At 71.4% G+C, this 16,228-nt stretch carries 14 protein-coding genes and 1 pseudogene; 7 read left to right on the top strand and 8 right to left on the bottom strand.

Annotation, left to right across the window (positions count from 1 at the left end; genetic code table 11):
• The first annotated feature begins 82 nt into the window (after positions 1-82).
• Both ACWCXB_RS33690 and ACWCXB_RS33695 read left to right on the top strand, forming a co-directional pair.
• Positions 83-751 carry a DUF305 domain-containing protein gene (locus tag ACWCXB_RS33690; RefSeq protein WP_450727819.1) on the top strand — a complete coding sequence of 223 codons (669 nt, stop codon included), beginning with the start codon at positions 83-85 and terminating at the stop codon, positions 749-751.
• Positions 752-812: 61 nt separating this feature from the next.
• Complete coding sequence (locus tag ACWCXB_RS33695; RefSeq protein ID WP_450727821.1) at positions 813-2,255, top strand: FAD-dependent oxidoreductase; 1,443 nt, start codon at positions 813-815, stop codon at positions 2,253-2,255.
• A gap of 24 nt (positions 2,256-2,279) precedes the next feature.
• On the opposite strand, the gene ACWCXB_RS33700 is transcribed toward ACWCXB_RS33695, so the two are convergent.
• Positions 2,280-2,630, bottom strand: coding sequence for an ArsR/SmtB family transcription factor (locus tag ACWCXB_RS33700; protein WP_450727823.1), 351 nt, complete (start codon positions 2,628-2,630; stop codon positions 2,280-2,282).
• Positions 2,631-2,783: 153 nt separating this feature from the next.
• Positions 2,784-3,197, bottom strand: a complete 414-nt coding sequence (locus ACWCXB_RS33705) for an organic hydroperoxide resistance protein (protein WP_450727825.1) — start codon at positions 3,195-3,197, stop codon at positions 2,784-2,786.
• Positions 3,198-3,296: 99 nt separating this feature from the next.
• Between ACWCXB_RS33705 and ACWCXB_RS33710 the strand changes: the two genes are divergently transcribed.
• From ACWCXB_RS33710 to ACWCXB_RS33720, 3 genes are all read left to right on the top strand, one after another.
• The gene (locus ACWCXB_RS33710) at positions 3,297-3,803 is read left to right on the top strand and encodes a MarR family winged helix-turn-helix transcriptional regulator (protein ID WP_450727827.1); all 507 of its coding nucleotides are present in this window, start codon (positions 3,297-3,299) and stop codon (positions 3,801-3,803) included.
• 155 nt (positions 3,804-3,958) lie between these two features.
• Positions 3,959-5,038: an NADH:flavin oxidoreductase/NADH oxidase gene (locus ACWCXB_RS33715; protein WP_450727829.1), complete on the top strand. Its 1,080-nt coding sequence runs from the start codon at positions 3,959-3,961 to the stop codon at positions 5,036-5,038.
• A 181-nt stretch (positions 5,039-5,219) separates the two neighbouring features.
• Positions 5,220-6,305: a WD40/YVTN/BNR-like repeat-containing protein gene (locus ACWCXB_RS33720; RefSeq protein ID WP_450727831.1), complete on the top strand. Its 1,086-nt coding sequence runs from the start codon at positions 5,220-5,222 to the stop codon at positions 6,303-6,305.
• Between the two features lie 261 nt (positions 6,306-6,566).
• Here ACWCXB_RS33720 and ACWCXB_RS33725 read toward each other — a convergent pair.
• The 5 genes and pseudogenes from ACWCXB_RS33725 to ACWCXB_RS33745 all read right to left on the bottom strand — a co-directional run.
• A pseudogene (locus ACWCXB_RS33725) lies at positions 6,567-6,761 on the bottom strand (hypothetical protein); the annotation flags it as partial.
• Positions 6,742-9,291 (bottom strand): polysaccharide lyase family 8 super-sandwich domain-containing protein, encoded by a 2,550-nt coding sequence (locus tag ACWCXB_RS33730; RefSeq protein WP_450727833.1) that lies wholly within the window; start codon positions 9,289-9,291, stop codon positions 6,742-6,744. The pseudogene ACWCXB_RS33725 and the gene ACWCXB_RS33730, both read right to left, overlap by 20 nt.
• 222 nt (positions 9,292-9,513) lie before the next feature.
• Entirely contained in the window at positions 9,514-9,663 is a 150-nt protein-coding gene (locus ACWCXB_RS33735) for a hypothetical protein (protein ID WP_450727835.1), read from the bottom strand.
• 4 nt (positions 9,664-9,667) lie between these two features.
• A complete protein-coding gene (locus tag ACWCXB_RS33740) occupies positions 9,668-11,677 on the bottom strand; it encodes a transglycosylase domain-containing protein (protein WP_450727837.1) in 2,010 nt (669 codons plus the stop codon).
• Between the two features lie 296 nt (positions 11,678-11,973).
• Positions 11,974-12,651, bottom strand: a complete 678-nt coding sequence (locus ACWCXB_RS33745) for a uracil-DNA glycosylase (protein WP_450727839.1) — start codon at positions 12,649-12,651, stop codon at positions 11,974-11,976.
• 158 nt (positions 12,652-12,809) lie between these two features.
• Here ACWCXB_RS33745 and ACWCXB_RS33750 point away from each other — a divergent pair, with 158 nt between their 5' ends.
• Positions 12,810-13,880, top strand: coding sequence for an N-acetylglucosamine kinase (locus ACWCXB_RS33750; RefSeq protein WP_450727841.1), 1,071 nt, complete (start codon positions 12,810-12,812; stop codon positions 13,878-13,880).
• Between the two features lie 95 nt (positions 13,881-13,975).
• On the top strand, positions 13,976-14,896 hold the full coding sequence (locus ACWCXB_RS33755; RefSeq protein WP_450727843.1) for a sirohydrochlorin chelatase: 921 nt from the start codon (positions 13,976-13,978) through the stop codon (positions 14,894-14,896).
• 271 nt (positions 14,897-15,167) lie between these two features.
• Here the strand turns inward: ACWCXB_RS33755 and ACWCXB_RS33760 are convergent, their stop codons facing one another.
• A complete protein-coding gene (locus ACWCXB_RS33760) occupies positions 15,168-16,223 on the bottom strand; it encodes a lactonase family protein (RefSeq protein ID WP_450727845.1) in 1,056 nt (351 codons plus the stop codon).
• Between the last annotated feature and the right edge of the window lie 5 nt (positions 16,224-16,228).

Genomic DNA, 16,228 nt, shown 5'->3' on the forward strand with positions numbered 1-16,228 from the left:
GTAATGAAAGATTTTGATCACTGAGCCGCTCAAGCGTGCTACTACGAACACCGAAGCCCCCCAAGCGCTCCAGGAGGTTGCTGTGTTGCTGCGCCGTAGATCCAGCTCCGCCGGCAAAGCCGCGATCACCGCGGTGGCCGTGGCCGCCGTACTCGCCCTGAGCGGGTGCGAGTCGGGGTCGGGCGGCACGGCGGAGGCCAAGGACGACGCAGGTCCGTCCGTGGTGGCGCCCGGGAAACCGGGCGAGCCGGCGAAGACGCTCTCGGCCGAGGAGGCCAGGAAGGCGCTGCCGGACGACAGCCCGAACTCGGCGGACTTCTCGTACGCGCAGATGATGATCACCCATCACCGGCAGGCCCTGGAGATGGCCGCCCTTGTGCCGGACCGTGCGGGCAGCGAGCCGGTCAAGCGGCTCGCCGAACGCATCACGGCAGCTCAGCAGCCGGAGATCGGCGCGATGCAGGGTTGGCTGAAAAGCAACGGTGGCGGGAATGACGGTGGCGCCCACGATGCCCACGACCACGGGGCGATGCCCGGAATGGCCACCAAGGCCCAGCTGGACCAGCTGCGCGCGGCGCACGGGAAGGCATTCGACGAGCTCTTCCTGAAGCTGATGATCACCCACCACGAGGGCGCGCTCACCATGGCCGCCGACGTTCTCTCGGAGGGCAACAACGTCCAGGTGGAGGAAATGGCCAATGATGTGATCGCACAGCAGACGGCAGAGATCAACCGTATGCGCGCGATGTGAGCCTCCCCGGGCGCCCTCCCAGGTGCCATCCTGGAAGGACCCTGCGGGAAGGAGCGCAGCCGTGCTTCGAGTCGCCGTCGTCGGTTCTGGCCCGAGCGGGGTGTACACCGCTCAGGCCCTCGTCCAGCAGTCCCTGGTCCCGGATGTCCATGTGGACGTACTGGACCGTCTCCCCTGCCCGTACGGGCTGGTGAGATACGGAGTCGCGCCCGACCACGAGAAGATCAAGTCGCTGCAGAACAACCTCAGGACGGTCCTGGAGGACGAGCGGATCGGCTTCATCGGCAACGTCGAGGTGGGCGCGCACGGACTGGCGCCCGCCCGGCTGCTCGAGGTCTACCACGCGGTCGTCTACTGCGTCGGCGCCGCGAGGGACCGCAGGCTCGGGGTACCGGGCGAGGATCTGCCCGGCAGCTGCTCGGCCACCGACTTCGTGGCCTGGTACAGCGCGCATCCCGACGCCGCGGCCAACGGCTTCGCGCTCGGCGGCGCCAGGTCGGCGGTGGTGATAGGGGTCGGCAATGTCGCCGTCGACGTCACCCGGATCCTCGCGCGCGGCGCGGCGGAGCTGCTTCCGACCGATGTGCCGCATGCCGCTCTCGGCGCACTGGCACAGAGCGGGGTGCACGAGGTGCACATGGTCGGCAGGCGCGGCCCCTCGCAGGCGAAGTTCACGACGAAGGAACTGCGCGAGCTGGGCGGGCTGCCGGATGCCACCATCGGCGTGGAACCGTCGGATCTCGCACTGGATCCCGGATACGCGGACCCCTCGGGCCTGCCCGCCGTGAACCGCCGCAATGTCGACGTCGTACGGGGCTGGGCCTCCGGACCGTCGTCGCCGGGCGATTCGGGAGAGCGGACGGCATCGCGCCGCATCCGGCTGCGGTTCTTCCTGCGGCCCGTGGAACTGCTGGAGGGCGACGGGCGGGTCGCGGGCGTGCGCTTCGAGCGGACCGTGCCGGACGGCTCGGGCGGTGTGCGCGGCACCGGTACGTACGAGGAGATCGAGGCGCAGCTGGTGCTGCGAGCGGTCGGCTACCGCGGAGTGCCCCTGGAGGGGCTGCCGTTCGACGCGGCGCGGGGGACGGTGCCGCACGACGCAGGACGGGTGCTGCGGGACGGCGTACCGTCGCCGGGCGAGTATGTGGCGGGGTGGATCAAGCGCGGGCCCACCGGCGTGATCGGCACCAACCGGCCGTGCGCCAAGGAGACGGTGACGTCTCTGCTCACGGACGCGGCCGAGCTGTCGGCCAGGCCGCTCGCCGGCGAACCGCTGGACATGCTGCGGGAGTTGGGGCACCGGCCCGTCGAGTGGCCCGGCTGGCTGGCGATCGAGGAGGCCGAGGCGGCGCTGGGCAGGTCGCTGGGGCGGCGCTCGGTGAAGATCGCCGACTGGCCGGGGCTGCTGGAGGCGGCGGCGCCGGTCATGGAGGCGGAGGGCGTGGCGGCGGAGGGGGTAGGGGCGCCGGGTGGCGCGACACCGCCGAAGCAGCCGGCGGCCTGATCCGAGGAGGGTGACCGGGAGGGGTCAGTCGGTGCCGAGGCGGCCGCCCTCGCGGGCGGCGGCGGCGAGGACGCTGTCGAGGAGGCCCGGGAACAGGGCGTCCAGGTCGTCGCGGCGCAGACGGTTCATCTTCGCCGTACCCCGGTAGATCTGCCGGATCACACCGTTCTCGCGCAGGACCCGGAAGTGGTGCGTGGTCGTCGACTTCGTGACGGGCAGATCGAAGTACGAACAGGACTGCTCGCCCGGCGCGGTCGCCAGCTCCCGTACCACCCGCAGCCGCATCGGGTCGGACAGTGCGTGGAGCACACCCTCCAGGCGGATCTCTTCGCGCGCGGGGTGGGCGAGTGAGCGGGGGCTGGTCGCTGTGGTCACGGCGGCTCCACTTCATCCGGGGCCCCTATTGTACGAGACCCTTCGTAGCTTGACCCGGGCGGCACGAGGTACGCGGGTGCGGTGCCCGGACGACCGGGCACCGCACCGCCATGCCTTCCCCTGACCCGCCTCGGCGACTGTCCGCAGTGGCGACTACTCGACGATCAGCTCGACCGGGATGTTGCCACGGGTCGCCTTGGAGTAGGGGCAGACCTGGTGGGCCTGCTTCACCAGCAGTTCCCCGGTCTCGCCCGCGAGGGCCTCCGGCAGCTCGATGCGGAGCGTCGCCGCCAGGGAGAAGCCGCCGTCCTCGTCCTTGCCGATGCCGACCTCGGCAGTCACCGAGATCTCGCTCGTGTCGACCTTCGCCTGGCGCCCGACCAGGCCGAGGGCGCTCGCGAAGCATGCCGCGTAACCGGCCGCGAAGAGCTGCTCCGGGTTGGTGCCCTCGCCGCTGCCGCCCAGAGCGGCGGGTGCGGCCAGAGCCAGGTCCAGGCGGCCGTCGGAGCTGACGGCGCGCCCCTCGCGGCCGTTGGCGGTGGCGACGGCGGTGTACAGCGCGTTCATCGGAACATCCCTCTGTCGGTGGGGTCTGACAGGAGCAACTACAGCACACAATTCAGTTGTGCACAACTCAGTTGCCCGAGCCATATGTACCCTGGACCCATGAAGACGACACCGGACGCCATGCGGGAAGCGGAGATCCTCCGCCTCGACCGCCAGATCTGCTTCTCGCTGCACGCGGCCTCGCGCGCCTTCAACGGCGTCTACCGGGCGGTCCTCAAGGACCTGGGGATCACCTACCCGCAGTACCTGGTACTGCTGGTGCTCTGGGAGCACGGCGAGCTGCCCGTCAAGACGATCGGGGCCCGCCTCCGCCTTGACTCCGGAACCCTCTCCCCGCTGCTCAAGCGACTGGAGGCGCTCGGCCTCGTGGAGCGCAGGCGCAGCACCGAGGACGAGCGCTCCGTCACCGTGCGCACGACCGAGCGGGGCACGGCACTCAGGGAGCAGGCTGCCCTCGTCCCGCACCGGATCGCGGCGGCCACCGGACTCACCCTCGCCGAGATCGGCGACCTTCAGGAGCGGCTCGCGGCACTCACCGCCAAGCTCGACTCGGCCGATCCGGACCTCGACCGCTGGGCGGCCTGCGCGGGCACGGACGCGGACTGACGGCTACGGGTGGACAGCGCACGGCCTACGGGCCGGGGGCACGCGGGCTGATGACGCGCGGCCTTGTACGAGACATCTCGTAGTTTGACAGAAGCCGTACTACGATGTGTACCGTACGAACGTCTATTTCGGCCCCGTCGTGAATGGAGTCCGCCGTGAGCGCCCTGTTCGAGCCGTACACCCTTCGGTCGCTGACCGTTCCCAACCGCATCTGGATGGCGCCGATGTGCCAGTACAGCGCGGAGGTGTGCGGACCGAACGCCGGTGTCCCGGGCGACTGGCACTTCGCCCACTACGCCGCCCGTGCGACCGGCGGCACCGGACTGATCCTGACCGAGGCCACCGCGGTCTCCCCCGAGGGCCGGATCAGCCCGCACGACCTCGGTATCTGGAACGACACCCAGGTCGAGGCCTTCCGCCGGATCACCCGTTTCCTCAAGGAGCAGGGCACCGTCCCCGGCATCCAGATCGCCCACGCCGGCCGCAAGGCCTCCACCGGCCGGCCGTGGGACGGCGGCGCACCGGTCGGCGCCGACGAGGGCGGCTGGCAGCCGCTCGGGCCGAGCCCGGTGGCGTTCGACGAGGGACACCCGGTGCCCGACACGCTGACCACCGGCCAGATCGCCGAGATCGTGGGCCGGTTCGCGGACGCCGCGCGGCGCGCGCTCGAAGCGGGCTTCGAGGTCGTCGAGGTGCACGGCGCGCACGGCTATCTCATCGGCGAGTTCCTCTCCCCGCACAGCAACCACAGGTCGGACGAGTACGGCGGCTCCTTCGAGAACCGCACCCGCTTCGCGCTCGAAGTCGTCGACGCCGTACGGGCGGTGTGGCCTGAGGAACTGCCGCTCTTCTTCCGGATCTCGGCGACCGACTGGCTCGAGGAGAACGGCTGGACGCCCGACGAAACGGTGCGCTTCGCGGCGCTGCTGAAGGAACACGGCGTCGACCTGCTGGACGTCTCGTCCGGCGGCAACGCCGCTCGGGTGCGGATTCCGGTCGGCCCCGGCTACCAGGTGCCGTTCGCCGCCCGGGTGAGGGCCGAGACGGGCCTGCCGGTGGCGGCCGTCGGCCTGATCACCGAGGCGCAGCAGGCCGAGAAGATCGTCTCCAACGGCGAGGCCGACGCGGTGCTGCTCGGCCGCGAGCTGCTGCGCAGCCCGTCGTGGGCGCGGCAGGCGGCGCGCGAACTCGGGGGCCGGATCCGGGTCCCGGAGCAGTACCACCGCTCGGTCTGAGGAGCGTACGGGGTACGGCTCCTGCGGGCACGGACGAGCCGGCGTACCGCCGGGGCGCGCTGTTCGCGGCGCCCGCCCCGGCCGGGCCGACCTGCGGGGAAGCCCGTTCCATGGGCCACTGTCAGTGGTCGGGTGCAGACTGGCCCGTATCCGTGACAACGGCGTCCTGGAGGTGTCGGCGATGACCGACGTACTGCTCGCTGTAGGCACTCGTAAAGGGCTCTTCATCGGCCGCAGGCGCGGCGGCCGATGGGACTTCGACGGCCCGCACTTCAACGCGCAGGCGGTGTACTCGATCGGGATCGACACGCGCCGCCCGGTCCCCCGGCTGCTCGTCGGCGGCGACAGCTCGCACTGGGGTCCTTCCGTGTTCCACTCCGACGACCTGGGCGCGACCTGGACCGAGCCGGCCAAGCCCGCGATCAAGTTCCCCAAGGACACCGGGGCCTCCCTGGAGCGCGTCTGGCAGCTGCACCCGGTGGGCCCCGCGGCGCCGGATGTCGTCTACGCGGGGACGGAGCCGGCCGCGTTGTTCCGCTCCGAGGACGCCGGCGAGACGTTCGAGCTGGTGCGGCCGCTGTGGGAGCACCCGACACGCTCGAAGTGGGAGCCGGGCGGCGGCGGCGAGGCCGTCCACACGGTGGTCACCGACCGGCGGGATCCGGACGCCGTCACCGTCGCCGTCTCCGCGGCCGGGGTGTTCCGCAGCCGCGACGGCGGCTCCAGCTGGAATCCGTCGAACCAGGGCGTTTCGGCGGTCTTCCTGCCCGATCCGCACCCCGAGTTCGGCCAGTGCGTCCACAAGATCGCGCAGGACGCGGGCGATCTCGACCGGTTGTACCTGCAGAACCACTGGGGGGTGTACCGGAGCGACGACGCGGGCGCCAAGTGGACCGACATCGGCGAAGGCCTGCCGTCCGACTTCGGCTTCGCCGTCGCCGCGCATCCGCACCGGCCGGACGTGGCCTACGTCTTCCCCATCAACGCCGACGCGGACCGTGTACCGGCCGGCCGCCGCTGCCGCGTCTACCGAACGAGCGATGCGGGCGGCAGCTGGGAGCCGCTGTCGGCGGGGCTCCCCGAGGGCGACCACTACGGGACGGTGCTGCGCGACGCGATGTGCACGGATGACGCCGCCCCCGCGGGGGTGTACTTCGGCAACCGCAACGGCGAGGTGTTCGCGAGCGCCGACGACGGGGACAGCTGGCAGCAGCTCGCCTCGCATCTGCCGGATGTGCTGTGTGTCCGGGCCGCCACGGTCGGTTGAGAGAGGGGTCCGCAGGGCCGGTGGAGTGACGGGCGACTTCCTCCGCGCGGATCACCGCGTGTAGGCGGATCACCGCGGGTAGGAGGACGTATCCGCCGGCGGGAGCGCATGTCCTGCGCGCCTTCCGGTGCGCGCTTCGATCGGCGCGGCCAAGGCCAGGACCGGCTCAAGTTCGTCTGCAGTCCCGCAGCGGCCTGACGTCACCGGGGCGTTCGATCGCCGCGGTGGCCGCCTCGCTGGGCGAAGACGTTGTCACCGCCGTCAGTTGCCGCGGCCCCGGTCCTCCAGGTAGCGCGTATGGGTCTGCTGCCGGCGCGCCTCCTGGTCGCGCAGCGAGGACGCGATGGCCTCGACCTCCGTGTGCAGCAGCCCGAGCTGGCGCTCCAGATGCCGCTCCGGCGGTTCACTGTCGCGGTACGGGACGCCAGGCACGAGCCTAGCCACGCAACGTGACCGTGAAGCTCCGGCCGTACGCGTTCCAGGTGTCGAACTCCAGCCGGGTTCCGCCGTGGACCGGGCTCACGCGTACCCCCTCGTCCGACGTGACCTCCCGCAGCGACCGGCCACGGAGCAGGACACCGACCGTGTCCCGGTCCATGGTCGGGTCGGACACGGCGACGGTGGTCAGGCCGCGTCGCTCGCGCTGCACGATCACCGAGGCAGGCCCCTCGATGCGCATCCCGGCGGCTTCGTGGCGGCCGGGCGTGAAGCTGTTGGCGGCTGTCAGGCCGAGGCCGGTATGGGCGACGGCCTGCAGGCGCGGAGTATTCGACAGGACCTTCAGCGGCCCCGCCACGTACGACCTCAGCCGAGCCTCCCCCGCGTTCGGCACCAACGCATAGGCAAGACAAAGCGGTTCGGCTCCGGGGACCTGGTCGACCGTCACGCCGAAGACGCTGCGGGTCACGGCGGTGTCCGGGTTCGAGGTGCGGACGGCCCGGCGGCTGCGGGTGACCTTCTCCAGAGCGACCCTCACCTGCGGGGTGTCGAGGAGCACATAGCCGACTGCGGTCCCCTGCGTGGAATTGGCGTAGCGCAGCCAGTGCAGGTCACCGGTGCCCGTGCCGGTCCAGGGACGGCCGTCGCGGAGCATCCCGATGAGGGAGATCTGGTCGTCGGGTGCGGCGATACGGGCGTCGACCGTCGTGGTCACGGCCCGCCCGGCGCTGTCGCCGACCCCCGCGGCGAGCACCACGATCTCCTCGTCGAGGAGGAACCACGACTTCGTCGCCGTCGCATTGCCGTAGGCCATGAAGTCGTCCGGCAGCAGACCTGCGCCCTTGTCGCGGTGGGCGACATCGCCGGACTGCACCATCCCGGCCGCGCCGTACGTGCCGAGGACGGCGCCGCCGGAGTACCGGTTGGTGCCGCGCGGGAAGTAGACGTACGTGTTCTGCGACTCGGACGACGAGGTGAAGTTCAGCGGATGGCCGGGGTTGTCGTAGTACGGCTTCCCGTAGAGCTCGGGGATCGTGTGCCGGTGCTCGACCGGTGCGGTGACACCGGCAAGGCCGTACGGCGAGACCGTGGTGAAGTAGTCGACGCCGTACGCCTGGGTCTGGTCCTGTCCGGAGAGGTAGAGGTAGAGGTAGTACGCCCCGTCGCCCTGGAACCACGGCATGAGGTTCTCGCCGTTCATGTACTCGTACTTGCTGATCCGGTCGGAACTGCGGGCAAGTGCGAAGGCGTACCCCGGTCTGCGGTGCACGGTCTTGTCCATGGCGTTGAAGGCGACGCTGCGCGAGGCTGTGTTGAGGTCCGCGGGCCGGACGGTGGCGTCGCCGATGATGTCGGCGTAACGCACGATGCTGATCGGGGAGACGAAGCCGGCCGGATCGAGAGCGGTGGGCGAGGTCGACCGGATGTGCTGGACGTAGCTCTTCAGGGCGGTGGCGTCGGCGCCGCTCGCGAGCGAGGAGAGGTCGACGACGGCCTCGACGACCCCCGCGACATCGGTGTAGCCGGTGCCCGTCCGAGAAACCGCCCTCCCCTTGACGATCTCCATCATCCAGCCCTCGAAGATCAGCGGCGCGAAACCGTTCATCACCCAGCCCTGGACGGTCGGCACCAGTCCCTCGCCGTGCGCGAAGCCCGTACCGTCCAGGATCTTCAGGGTCTGGACGACACGGATCAGCAGACCCTTGCCGTACGAGCCGGTGTACGCGACCGAGCCGTGCTGGATGAAGGAGCCGTCGGCGTAGTAGCCGTCCGTGACACCGTGGTTGAGGTGGTACGGGTCGACGGTGGCGAAGACCGTCTGCTGGTCGGTGAGGGCCTTGCGGATGCGCGTGTCGTCGCCCAGCAGCGCGCCCTGCAGGATCCGGTTGGTCGTGATGTCGGCGAGGTTGGCGCCGGTGTGGAAGCGCGAGTCGAGGTTCACGTCCCCGTGGACGCCGTTGCGGAGATAGGCGTCCATCGAGGCAACGTAGGTGCGCACGACGTCCGGGCGGTAGGCCTGCACCTGGTCGGAGAGGCACGCGAGCGTCTTGCTGATGTACTGGGAGAGCCCGATCTCCCAGTGGAACCAGTTGCCGTAGTAGCCCTTGGACTGGTCGCCGTAGTAGCGCTCGTGGAGCCGGACGAGACCGTCGATCACCCGGCGCTGTACGGCGGTGTTCTCGTACAGGTCCGAGGGGGCGCCGCCAGGTGTGCGGGTGGCGAGCGCGATCTCGTACAGCCGCCGGAAGGCGGTGCTCAGGTTGGCCTCGTCGGTACCGAGCACCAGACCGGCGAACAGCTCGCCCGCGCCCGCGGCATCCATCGACTTCAGATTCGTCCGTGCGGCCTTGTCCATGGCGGCCAACTTTTCGGCCGTCTCCGGCCGGGCGTTTGACTCGGCGGTGCCGGCGAAGACGGCCACAGTATTGGCCAGAAGACGTGCGCTGCCCGCGGCGACCTCGGCGGCGCTCGCCGACCGCGAGGGAATCACCGTCGGAAGACCGGCGGCTGACAGAGCGGACAACAGGCGTCTGCGGGTGATCTCCATGGCATCCTCCGCCGGCGAATTGCGTTCTGGCGCGCGGAGTCAAGCAGATGCTCCGACCAGCGACAAGGCTCCGCGTCCACCGGTCACGGCGGGCAGGCTGAACCAGCCATTCATTGCGGACGCCTCTTCCTCGCGGCGCCGCGGTCACAGTCGGGCCCCCTCCCCAGCGCGCCGGGGAGGTGGAAAGAAGCACACCGTGGGTCGGCACGCCTCAGGCCACGGTCAGGTGATGGTGACTCGCAGGAGACAGCCCTCGCCGGAGCCGACCGCTCCGGCCGCGGCCTGCGCGGGCAGGTCCGCGTGGGTGCGCGCGACCGGCGTGGAGTCGTCGCACGGAGCCATCGGCGCCGTCCGCATGGTCCGCAGGAGCACGCGCTCACGGCACGACGCCGCCGGCGGGATCCACGGGCGATCCCCCCGTCGTGTAGTCCGCCCACACCTGGGCCGGAAAGACGCTGCCGCGTACCGAGCCGTCCCCGCCCGTGCCGTCCATGGGGAGCAGGGGCCGGCCGGGCTTGGAGCGGAACATGGTCACGGCTGTCGACAGCTGCTCCGTGTAACCGGCGAACCAGGCGGCCCGCTGTGTGTCGCTGTCGCCGGTGGAGGCCCCCGCAATGCGGCCGCCCAGCGCCGCCGTCGCCGGACCTGCCGGGGTTCTCCCTGCCGCGTCCTGCAGAACCGAGGTGATGTCGAGCGCCACTGCCGCATCCATGACGCGCCGCGCCGGCGGCGGCTTCACTCCGCTGACCGGCTGGTTGCCCCACAGCACCCGGTTCACCGAGTACGGCTCGCGCCGCAGCCCGTCATTCGCGAACGTCGCGTACGCGGCGGCCACCCGTATCGCGCTCGGCGACGAGGTGCCGAGGGGGAACTCCTTGTTGCGGGGCGCCATGCTGCTCCTGAGCATTCCGGCGCCGACGGCCATGTCCTCGACCCGTTTCAGACCGGTGTCCTCGCCGAGTCGCTGGAACGGGGCGCCGCCGGAGGTCACCATCGCCTCGCGCAGGGTCGGGAAGCGGGCGAGGGCGGGGAGTGTGGAGACGAAGCCGTCCTGTACGGGTAGGGGCGCCGGCCTCGTGGACAGCCTGCCGGTGTCGTCGTAGAAGCTCTCGGTGGACACGGACTGCACGGTGCCGTCCTCGGCCTGGGCACCGTGTTGCAGTGCGGCGGCGAGCACGAACGGCTTGAAGACCGAACCGGCAGGGACGCCCGAGGTGTCGGCGTTGTTGGTGAAGTGCTTGGTCGCGTCGGGGCCACCGTAGATCGCGACGATCGCTCCGTCGTCAGGGCGCACGGACGCCGCGCCGACCTGGACGTGCTGGTCCTCCTCGCGGGTCTGCGGGTCGATGTTCCGGTCGAGGACGCTCTTGACGGAGCTTTCGAGCCGGGCCACCGCGTTCTTCTCGAACGTGGTGTGGATGTGGTAGCCGCCCCGGTCGAGGTCGGCGTCGGTGAGGTTCGTCTGCTTCTTGACATAGCGAGTGGCGATGTCGACGAGGTACCCGGTCTGACCGCTCAGGTTGGTGGCCATGGACCGCCGACGGGGTGCCGGGAACGTCGCGTACGTCGCGCGCTCCTGCGCTGTCATCATGCCGAGGGCGACCTGCCGGTCGAGGATCCATGACCAGCGTTCCACGGCACGCCGCCGGTTGCTCTCGCCGAGCGCTGGGTCGTAGTCGTTCCCGCCCTTCAGCAGGGCGACGAGGAATGCGCCCTGACTGGGGTTCAGCTCATCCACGTCGACGCCGTAGTACGCGTTGGAGGCCGCCTGGATGCCGTACGCGCCGCGGCCGAACCAACTGGTGTTGAGGTAGCCCTGGAGGATCTCGTCCTTGGACTTCTGGCTGTCCATTTTCAGTGCGATGCAGAACTCCTGCACCTTGCGGGAGAGCGTCTGCTCCTGCGAGAGATAAGTGTTCTTCACGTACTGCTGGGTGATGGTGGAGCCGCCCTGGGTCTCCTGGCCGCGGGCCATGTTCGCGACGGCGCGGGCCAGTCCGGTGAAGGAGACGCCGGGGTCGGTGTAGAAGTCGGCGTTCTCGGCTGCCAGGGCAGCGTTGCGGACCGGGACGGGCACCTTGGAGAGGGGCACGTTCTCCCGGTTCACGGGGCCCACACTCACCATCCGGCTGCCGTCGGCCCAGTAGTAGATGTTGGCCTCCTCGCCCGCGGCCGCTTTCTCACTGGGAATGTCGACATACGCGTAGGCGAGAGCGAACAACCCCAGCAGGGTGCCGACGCAGCTCAGGAGCGTGCCGAGCAGCAGTCGCCACGACGGGAGCCATCGGCGGACACCGCGTCTGCCCCGCCGGGGGTAGTCGATCAGGCGCGAGCGCTTGACGTCTCGCCTGCGGCGTGAGCGGGGTGAACTCGGTTCTTCGCTCATGATGCGACTGCTCCTCGATCAAGCCCTGCGCGCGCACCCACCGGCACTGCGCGGATCTCTCCGAGAGATACGGTGAGTCGCACCGCCGTGTTGCCTCCCCGCTCCGTGAGGGAGAGCACACTGCCGACCGGGAACCCGATGGCGGCTCTTCACGTCGCCGGCTACTGGCGAGTTCGGAATGCGCGCACCCGCCGGGCTGAGCGTCGGCGGCAGCCGCACCGGATCGTGATCAACCGAGCCGAGGGAGTCCTCCGGCAACTCAGGTGCAAGACACGGCGCGCAACCCGAGCGCCGGCCTACGGCAGCTGCCAGTCCACCGGCTGGGCCCCCTGGCGGACCAGAAGGTCATTGGTGCGGCTGAACGGCCGTGAACCGAAGAAGCCCCGATCCGCCGACATCGGCGACGGATGCGCGGACTCGATCGCGGGCAGATCACCGAGGAACGGCCGCAGATTCCGGGCATCGCGCCCCCACAGCACGGACACCATCGGCTTGCCACGCGCTACCAGGGCCCGGATGGCCTGCTCGGTCACTTCCTCCCAGCCCTTGCCCCGATGAGCCCCCGGCTTGCGGGGAGCCGTGGTCAGCGCCCTGTTCAGCAACAGCACGCCCTGCCGGGTCCACGGCGTCAGATCACCGTTGGAAGGCCGGGGCAGGCCGAGATCCGTGTGCAGCTCCCGAAAGATGTTCTCCAGACTGCCGGGCAGCTGACGGACCTCGGGTGCGACAGCGAAGCTGTGCCCGATGGCCATACCCGGCGTCGGGTACGGGTCCTGCCCGACGATCAGCACACGCACCTCGTCGAAGGGCTGCTGGAAGGCGCGCAGGACATGCGATCCGGCCGGCAGATAGGTACGGCCGGCTGCGATCTCCGCACGCAGGAAGTCACCCATCGCGGCGATACGCCCGGCCACAGGACGCAGCGCGTCCGCCCACCCCGGCTCGACAAGTTCACTCAAAGGTCGTGCTGCCACAGCGCGTCACTCTACCGGCCCAGAGAGTGTGCCCTCCCGAGGGTGGCGCGCAGACTCTGCGGCGCGTGTACACCGTGCCGCCCAGCCATGACCGCGCCTCCGCGTGCCGGGCGGGGATAGGCTGCCGCCGTCAATTCCCTTCTTCCTGGAGCCGGTCCATGAAGTCGCGTGGCGGATGGGTGCTCGGGGTCGACTCGGGGGGTTCCGGCCTGAGGGTCGCCGCTGCCCCGGCCGCCGACCCGTCGTGCGCCGTGACGACCGCATCCAGTGAACCGGTCCGTACCGGCGCCTCGGGCATCGACGCCGCCCATCTGCTGGAGCAGTTGCTGCCGATGGCGCGGGCGCTGCTGGCGCGGGCGGGTGCCACGGGTGCGGGCGGTGAGCCAGGTGCGGCCTCTGCGCCGGGCGCGGGTGGCGGCGCCATCGGGTCCCCGGGGCTGCTCGCCGTTGCCATCGGGGCCGCGGGGATGGCGACGCTCGGGGACGAGCTGCGAGCCGTGCTGCCGGAGGCGTTGGAAGTGGCGTTGGGGGTACGCAGCGTGGCGCTCGCCGCCGACGCCGTGACGGCGTACGCGGGGGCCGTCGGACAGCGGCCCGGGGCGGTCGTCGCCGCCGGGACCGGCATGATCGCGGTCGGGACGGATCTCACCCGCTGGCGCAGGGCGGACGGCTGGGGTCATCTGCTCGGCGACTGCGGTGGCGGCGCGTGGATCGGCCGTGCGGGCCTGGAGGCGGCCATGCGCGCGTACGACGGCCGCAGGGGCGGTTCGGCCGCGCTGCTGGCCAGGCTGGAGGCGGTGCTCGGCCCGGCGGACGAGCTGCCGGGGCTGCTCTACCCGCGCTCCGACCGGCCCGCGCTGCTGGCCTCCTTCGCACCTGAGGTCGCCCGCTGCGCCGCGGACGATCCGGTCGCCGCGCGCATCCTCGCCGAGGCCGCCGACGACATCGTCGCCGCCGCGGCCGCGGTCTGTCCGCCGCCATCCGCCGGACGGTGCGAAGTCGCCCTGACCGGAGGCCTGTTGAAGATGGGCGACCCCCTTCTCGTACCGCTGCGGAAGGCACTGTCCGCACAACTGCCGCACGCCCGGCAGGTGTCCGCGGAGGGCGATCCGCTCAGTGGTTCGCTGGCCATCGCCGCGGCCCTCGCGACCGATTCGCTGACGCTGCCGCGGGATCCCCGCATGCTCCGCGTGACGACATCGCCCGAAGGGTCAGACCGGGACACGTAGTCGCAAACGAACTCATCGGATAAATATGGACAGACAGCGCGTGAGTGCCCCCTCCCCGAACAGTCTCGACGACAAAACCAGTAGCATGCGGCGCCATGAGCTCCCCCACTGGGCCCGCATCCGGCCTGCCCGTACGAATGCCGCGACCCCGCCAGTCCGGGCGGCACCGCCGCCCTGAGCCCGTGGCGGCTCCCGAGGGCGCGCCCGCGCTCGTTCTCGCCGTGCCCGGCACCCCCACGCCTGCGATACGCGGCCTGGCCGAGGAAGTCGTCAGCATCGCCCGTTCCGAGCTGCCCGGCCTCGAGGCCGCGATCGGCTACCTCGACGGTGACGACGCCGAGTACCCCACGCTGGGGAGCGTGCTCGCACAGTCGGCCGCGCTGCGTCTCGAGCGGTACGAGCTGGCCAGGGCCGCCGGCCGTGAGGTCGCCGAGCCCGAGGGCCCGGCCTCCGTCGTGGTCCCGCTGCTTGCGGGCCCGGACAGCGCCCTGAGCCGTCGGATCCGCCAGGCGGTCATGGACAGCAGGACGACGGCCGAGCTGACCGATGTCCTCGGCCCGCACCCGCTGCTCGCCGAGGCGCTGCACGTGCGGCTCTCGGAGGCCGGGCTGGCCCGCGCCGACCGCGCCAGGCTCTTCACGGTCGCGACGGCCGCCGACGGCATCGTGCTGGCCACGGTCGGCGGCGACGAGGCCGTCCAGGCCGCCGGGATCACGGGCATGCTGCTGGCGGCCCGGCTCGCCGTGCCGGTGATGGCCGCCGCGCTGGACCATGAGGGTGCGATCGCCGCGACCGCCGAGGAGCTGCGCGCTTCCGGCTCGGGGCAGCTCGCGCTGGCCCCGTACCTGGTCGGCCCCGAGCTGCCGGAGGGTCTGCTGGCCGCGGCCGCCGAAGAGGCGGGCTGCGCCGCCGCCGAGCCGCTGGGCGCGTACCCGGCGATCGGCAAGCTGGTGCTGTCCAAGTACACGACCGCGCTGGGGATCCCGATGCAGCCGCAGGGGGCTCAGGCCCACTGAACCGGGCGTCGCCCGGGGCATCACCCGTGGGTCGCGGCCGCGCAGAGGCAGTCGTGTCAGGCGCGCCGGTCGCGTCCGCACAGACGAGTCGCGTCCGCACAGACGAGTCGCGTCCGCACAGACGAAAGGGGCCCGCGCCGACGAGGCGCGGGCCCCTTCGTGTGCACTGCCCGTGTGACTGCCCGTGCAGCGCCGCCCCTGCGCGCCGCCCCTGCGCGCCGCCCCTGCGCGCTGCCGACGGTGCGCCGCCGACGGTGCGCCCGGCATACGGTCAGGCGAAGACGACGCAGGATGCCGCCGGGGCCGCGATCGACCCCGCCCTGCGCGGCACGCCGGTCGCGTCGTCGATGTCGAACCAGGTGACGTCGCCGGAGCGCTCGTTGGCGGCGTACAGCCGGGTGCCTGTGGGGCCGAGTGCGAGACCGCGCGGCCAGTGACCGCCGCACGGCACGGTGGTGACCAGTTCGGCCTTCTCCCCGGCGGTATCGAGCCGGAGGACGGCGATCGAGTCGTGGCCCCGGTTGGCCACCCACAAGAAGCGGCCGTCGTGCGCCACGGCCGCCTCGGAGGCGTAGCTGAGGCCTTCGAAGCCCTCGGGCAGAATCGCGGCCTCGCCGAGCGGTTCGAGCACACCGGCGCCCGCGTCCCAGCGGCAGACGGTGAGGGTCGGCTCCAGCTCGTTGACCACGTAGGCGTACCGGCCCGACGGGTGGAACGCGAGCTGCCGGGGGCCCGTGCCCGGCCGCAGCGCGGTTTCGCCGCGCAGGCTCACGGCCCCGGTGGCCGGGGCGAGTTCATGGACCCGTACGCGGTCGGAGCCGAGGTCCACGCTCAGGACCCAGCGCCCGGTGGGGTCGGGGCGCACCTGGTGGGTGTGCGGGACACGCTGCCGTTCCGGATGCGGCCCCGCGCCCTCGTGCCGCAGCACGACGGCGGCTGCGGCCGGCTCCCCGCCGGGGCCGACGGGCAGGACGCTGACGCTGCCGGAGGTGTAGTTGGCGGTGAACAGATGGCCGGAGGCCAGGGCGAGATGCGTGGGTCCGGCCCCGCGCACCGGCGCCGGCGCCCCGATGAGCCGGGGCGCCGCCGCCTCCTCGCTGATGTCGAAGGCGGCGACGGCTCCCTCCTCCGTCTCGGACACGGCGTAGAGGACCGGCCCCCTCTCCGCCACGCCCAGGGCGAGATACGACGGGTCGGCGACGGCGTCCGTCGTCGCGGTCCCGGTGAGGGCCCCGGTGTCGCCGTCCACGGCGGCCGTGATGATCCCCCGGCCACCCGCCGAGGTGAAGGACCCGATGAAGGCCCGTCCGCCGCTCCTGTCGCCCATTGCGC

It is taken from the genome of Streptomyces sp. NPDC001514 (assembly GCF_053597075.1).